Consider the following 5,263-nt stretch of genomic DNA (forward strand, 5'->3'; position numbering starts at 1 on the left):
GTTCACAACCCCTTGGGCCCCCCCCCTCGGCCCCCGTTGGGTCTCACCCCCCCCCCCCCCCCGCCGCGGGGGGGCCTTTCTCGCCCCCCCCCCGGGGGGGGGGGGGGTTGTTTGGGGTTTCTGCCCCCCGGCCCGGGCGGCCCGGGCCCCCCGGGCCGGGGCGGCCGCGCCCTGGGGCGGCTGCTGGTGGCGCTCGCTGCCGTCGTGTACGCCGTCCTGCTCAGCACCTCCCCCGCCCAGGCGCACGCGACGCTCATCGGCACCGACCCCGAGGAGGGGGCGGTCCTGGAACAAGCGCCGGAGACGATCACCTTCACCTTCGACGAGGCCGTGACGCTGCCCCCGGCGGGCGTGACCGTCTACGACGCGAAGGGCCAGGAGGTCACCTCCGAGGCGACCGCGAGCGGCACCGAGATGCAGGTCGCGCTCGCGCAGGCGAGCAGCCTCGGCGACGGCACCTACGTCGTCGCCTGGCGCGCGGTGTCGGCCGACGGCCACCCGATCTCGGGCTCGCTGACCTTCGCGGTCGGCGCCCCGAGCCTCAGCGTCGCCCCGCCTCCGTCCACGGAGCCGTCCAGGGCGACGGCGGTGATCCACGGAGTCCTCCAGTTCCTCCAGTACGCCGCGCTGCTGCTGGTCGTGGGCCTGGTCTGGTTCCGTGCAGTGATCGTGGGTGAGCACCGCGTCCCCGACCGCGCGATCGCGCGGGTACAGCGCCTGCAGATACTCGCCGGCATGGTCGCCGTGGTCGCGCTGGTCGCGCTCGCCCCGGCCAGCGGCGCGCTGCAGAGCGAGAGCGGACCCGGGGCGATGCTCACCTTCGACGCCTGGTCGCCGGCCTCGGTCGGCAAGGAGTGGCTCAGCGCCCTGGTGGGGATCCTCGGCATCGCGGCAGCGCTCGCGCTGCGCGAGCGGCCCCGCCTGGCCGCGGCCGCGGGGCTGGTCGCGATCTGCTCCCCGGCGTTCGTGGGCCACTCCCGCGCGGTCGTACCCGCCTGGCTGGTCACCGGCACCGATGTCATCCACCTCGTCGCCGGCGCGCTCTGGCTCGGCGGCCTCGTCGGTCTCGCGCTGACCCTGCCGCTGATCACCCGGCGCGGCGCGGTCGCGGCCGAGATCGTCACCCGGTTCTCCACCCTCGCCGCCGTGTCCCTGGCCGCCCTCGCGGTCTCGGGCGTGCTGATGGGCTGGCGGATCCTCGGGTCCTGGGACAACCTGCTCAACAGCACGTACGGCACGCTGCTGATGACCAAGATCGCCCTGGTCGTCGCGGTCGCCGTGATGGCGGCAGGCAACCGGCTGCTGGTCCTCCCCCGCGTCCGTCAGGCGGCCGGCCACGACGACACCGTCGAGGCCGGCTCGATGCTGCGCAGAGCGGTGCTGATGGAGGCGGGCGTGCTCGTCGTCGTCCTCGGCGTCACCGGCTTCCTGGTCGACCAGCCGCCGCAGGCGGGTGCCGGTTCGGCCGGGACCGGATCGGTCGCGGTGGCGCAGACCAACACCCAGGTCGCGGAGCTGGGCGAGGACCACCGGGTCTACGCGACGCTGACCCCGGCGGGCCCGGGCCCGAACGTGCTCCGGCTGCAGATCCAGGACGCGGCCGGCGAGCCCGTCGAGGCGGCTGCGGTCCCGACCGCCAAGCTGAGGTCCGGCGACGTCGACCTGGGCAGCCTGGCCCTGAAGACGGTCGCCGCCGGCACCTGGGAGGCGGACGTCGTGCTGCCCAAGGGCGGCGTCTGGGAGGCGACCGTCGGGCTGCGGCTGGGCGAGTTCGAGAGCCCGCTGGCGCTGGTGAAGTTCAGCGTCGGACAGTGACTCTCAGACAGTGACTCTCAGACGGTGACCGGGAGCCGGAGCGTGTGGATCATCCCGTCGACACGCACCTGCACGAAGAAGACGTAGTCACCCGCCTTCGGCGGCTTCACATGGATGCCGAGGCGGGTGCCGTCCTCGCCGTTCTCGGGGCCGCCGAGGGGGTGCAGGTGGATCACCTCGCCCGTCTCACGGCTGAACGCGGTCACGTGCGCATAGACCCCGAGGTAGGTGCCGAGGTTGACCGGCTTGCCTGCCGGGTCGGAGATCAGGACGCCGATCTCCTGGTCGATCCCGGGCTTCGGGGTCTCCTCCAGCGCGGCGATCACGGTGCCGTCGTCGGAGCCGGGTACGTCCACCTCGGCCGCCCCCGCGACCTTCGCCGCGGCACCGAGCATCGCCTGCTCCCCCTTGCCGTCGGGGGTCCGGGCCGCGAACTCGACGACCACGCGATAGTTGCCGCCCGCGGGCAGCGTCAGGTCGCCGGACCAGGCACCGGCCTCACCCTGAGTCGGGTGCAGGTGCCGGAAGACCTCCAGGTCGTCGCGTACGACGTAGAGGTGGAGGTCCTTGGTCTGCTCCTCGATGTAGTCGGTGACCGGGTCGCCGTCCTTGGTGATCGTGAAGCTCACCTTCCCCGGGGTGCCTGCCTCGGCGGGCAGGCTGACGTCACCGAGCGTGTAGCCCCCCGCGGTCGCGGAGGTGCCGTCGGCACCCTTGATGGCGGTCACGACGGTCGCCGCACTCGGAGTCGAGGTGGGGCTGGCCGCCTCCGGTTCGCCGCCACAGGCGATCAGGGTGACCGCAAGACCGAGACACAGAACGACAGCAGCAATTCCGACACGCACGGGGAAAGGGTGTCATGGGACTGTTCAGAACCCGACACCCGGATTGAGAATCCCGAGCGGATCCAGCGCCGCCTTGATCCGATGCTGCACGTCGATGGAACCTGCGCCGAGCTCGGGCTCGAGCCACTTCTGCTTGAGCCGGCCGACACCATGCTCGCCGGTGGTGGTGCCACCGAGCTCGAGGGCGAGGGCGAAGATCTCGTCCCCGGCCGCGGTCTCCGCGGGCGGCATGACACCGGGGACGTCGGAAGGCGAGGGGTCCCAGCCGATGACCGGGTGGAGGTTGCCGTCGCCTGCGTGGGCGATGGTGTAGATGCGTACGCCGTGCCGGTCCGAGATCTCGGAGATCCGCTCGACCGCCTCGGCGAGCCGGGACCGGGGCACGCAGATGTCCTCGATGAAGAAGGCCCCCTCGGTCTCGATGGCCGGCAGGATCTGGCGACGGGTCGCGACGAGGCGCTCGGAGGACTCCTCATCGACACCGTGCTCGACCCACGTGGCCTCCTTGCCGAGGACGGCCGCGATCGCCGCGATCTCGGTCTCCGCCGCGGGCCCGTCGGCCTGGGCGATCACCAGCGCGTCCCCACGGGAGGCGTAGGAGGTGCCCGCGAACCGGTCGATGGCCTCGAGACAGCGCCGGTCGACGAGCTCCAGCATGGAGGGCAGCCGCCGGGCGGCCGCGATCTCGGCGCAGGCGCGCGCGGCCGCCGCCACCGAGGCGTACGCAGCCGACGCCGTCAATGTCGAGACCGGCCGCGGCTTGAGCCGCAGGGTCGCGCCGACGACGATCCCCAGCGTGCCCTCCGAGCCCACGAAGAGGGCGGTGAGGTCGAGTCCCGCGACACCCTTCATGGTGCGCCGCCCGGTGTGGATCAGGGTGCCGTCGGCGAGGACGACGTCGAGGCCCAGAACCGCCTCCCGGGTCACGCCGTACTTCACGCACCGCAGGCCGCCGGCGTTGGTGGCGACGTTGCCGCCGATCGTGCAGATCGCGGCCGAGGCCGGATCGGGGGCGTAGCGCAGCCCGACCTCGGCAGCGGCCGCGTCGAGCCGCGCGGTGAGCACACCGGGCTCGACGACCGCGATCTCGTCGACCGGGTCGAGCTCGAGGATGCGGTCCATCGCGGAGAGGTCGACGACGAGGCGGTCCGGGCCGGCCACCGCTCCCCCGGCCAGCCCGGCGCCCGTGCCGCGCGGGACGACCGGCACCCGGTGCGCCGAGGCGATCCGCATCGCCGCCTGGACGTCCGCGACGCTGTGCGCCCTCACCACCGCCACCGGCAGACCGGCGGCGACCGATCCGGACCGGTCGGTCGAGGCCGCCAGCCGCGAGAGCTCATCGGTCACGACCTCGGAGACACCGGCGGCGAGGTCGTCGATCAAGGACAGCACGGACTCCGTCGTCATCCCGACATCCTCTCGTGAGAGAGCCGATTGCGAACCCGTTCGACGATACCGATACGCTTTACCTCGAGGGGAGTACCTCACCAAGCTCATTCCGGTCAGTACGTCGGTGCCGACACCGTCCCGGAATGACACCCCGATCCGGGGTGAGGGAGACCTCAGACGTTCATCGACACGCCTGAGGAACCCGCATGCTCGATACCATTGCCACGCCCACCCTGTGGGCCGTGACCATCGCCGCCGTCGTGGTGCTGATCGCCCTCGACTTCATCCTGACCAGGCGCCCGCACGAGGTCTCCATGAAGGAGGCGCTGGGCTGGTCGGCGTTCTACATCGCACTTCCGCTCGCCTTCGGCGTCTGGGTCTGGAACGCCCACGGAAGCCAGACCGGCTTCGAGTACTACACCGGCTACATCGTCGAGAAGTCGCTCAGCGTCGACAACCTCTTCGTCTTCATGCTGCTGCTCGCGGCCTTCGCGGTGCCACGGCACCTGCAGCAGAAGGTGCTGCTCTTCGGCATCGTCGGCGCGCTCGTGCTGCGCGGCATCTTCATCGCGCTGGGTGCCGCGGCGCTCTCCCAGTGGGACATCGCCTTCCTGATCTTCGGCGCGATCCTGCTGATCACCGCGGCGAAGATCTTCACCGAGGCGCTCCAGGGCCACGACCAGAAGGTCGACCCCGAGGAGATGCTCGCCGTACGCATCGGCCGCAAGATCGGCCTCAAGCCGATGGCCATCGTGGTGCTCGCCATCTTCGCCACCGACATCGTCTTCGCGGTCGACTCGGTGCCGGCGGTCTACGGCATCACCGGCGACCCCTACCTCGTCTTCGCCACCAACGCGTTCGCACTGCTCGGCCTGCGTGCCCTCTACTTCGTGCTCGAGGGTGCCCTGTCCAAGCTGGTCCACCTCTCCTACGGTCTGGCCGCGATCCTCGCCTTCATCGGCGTCAAGCTCGGCCTGCACTGGGCCCACGGTCGCTGGGACAGCGTCCCGGTCATCCCGACCTGGCTCTCCCTGGTGGTCATCGTCGGCATCCTCGCCGTCACCGTGACCACCAGCCTGATCGCCTCCGCGCGTACGCAGGCTCGGGAAGAGAACGAGGCCCTGGAGAAGACGGACGCATAGGCGACCGTGTTGGTCTCGACACGCCTCCGCCTAGCGGCTCCGGCGGCTCGACCGACGGGCGATCCCGTCGGT

Annotated in this window: 4 protein-coding genes; 2 read left to right on the forward strand and 2 right to left on the reverse strand. The window is 71.5% G+C overall.

Going from position 1 to position 5,263, the window contains the following annotated elements; genetic code table 11:
• The first annotated feature begins 111 nt into the window (after positions 1-111).
• The gene (locus ACFV9G_RS29615) at positions 112-1,815 is read left to right on the forward strand and encodes a copper resistance CopC/CopD family protein (protein ID WP_378733032.1); all 1,704 of its coding nucleotides are present in this window, start codon (positions 112-114) and stop codon (positions 1,813-1,815) included.
• A gap of 17 nt (positions 1,816-1,832) precedes the next feature.
• Here ACFV9G_RS29615 and ACFV9G_RS29620 read toward each other — a convergent pair whose 3' ends face one another.
• Both ACFV9G_RS29620 and ACFV9G_RS29625 read right to left on the reverse strand, forming a co-directional pair.
• Positions 1,833-2,660: a hypothetical protein gene (locus ACFV9G_RS29620; protein ID WP_378733034.1), complete on the reverse strand. Its 828-nt coding sequence runs from the start codon at positions 2,658-2,660 to the stop codon at positions 1,833-1,835.
• A 24-nt stretch (positions 2,661-2,684) separates the two neighbouring features.
• Positions 2,685-4,067 carry an FAD-binding oxidoreductase gene (locus tag ACFV9G_RS29625; RefSeq protein WP_378733036.1) on the reverse strand — a complete coding sequence of 461 codons (1,383 nt, stop codon included), beginning with the start codon at positions 4,065-4,067 and terminating at the stop codon, positions 2,685-2,687.
• A gap of 188 nt (positions 4,068-4,255) precedes the next feature.
• On the opposite strand from ACFV9G_RS29625, the gene ACFV9G_RS29630 reads away from it, so the two are divergent.
• Positions 4,256-5,191: a TerC family protein gene (locus tag ACFV9G_RS29630; RefSeq protein ID WP_378733038.1), complete on the forward strand. Its 936-nt coding sequence runs from the start codon at positions 4,256-4,258 to the stop codon at positions 5,189-5,191.
• Positions 5,192-5,263 lie beyond the last annotated feature (72 nt).

It is taken from the genome of Nocardioides sp. NPDC059952, assembly GCF_042730435.1.
Lineage (GTDB): Bacteria > Actinomycetota > Actinomycetes > Propionibacteriales > Nocardioidaceae > Nocardioides.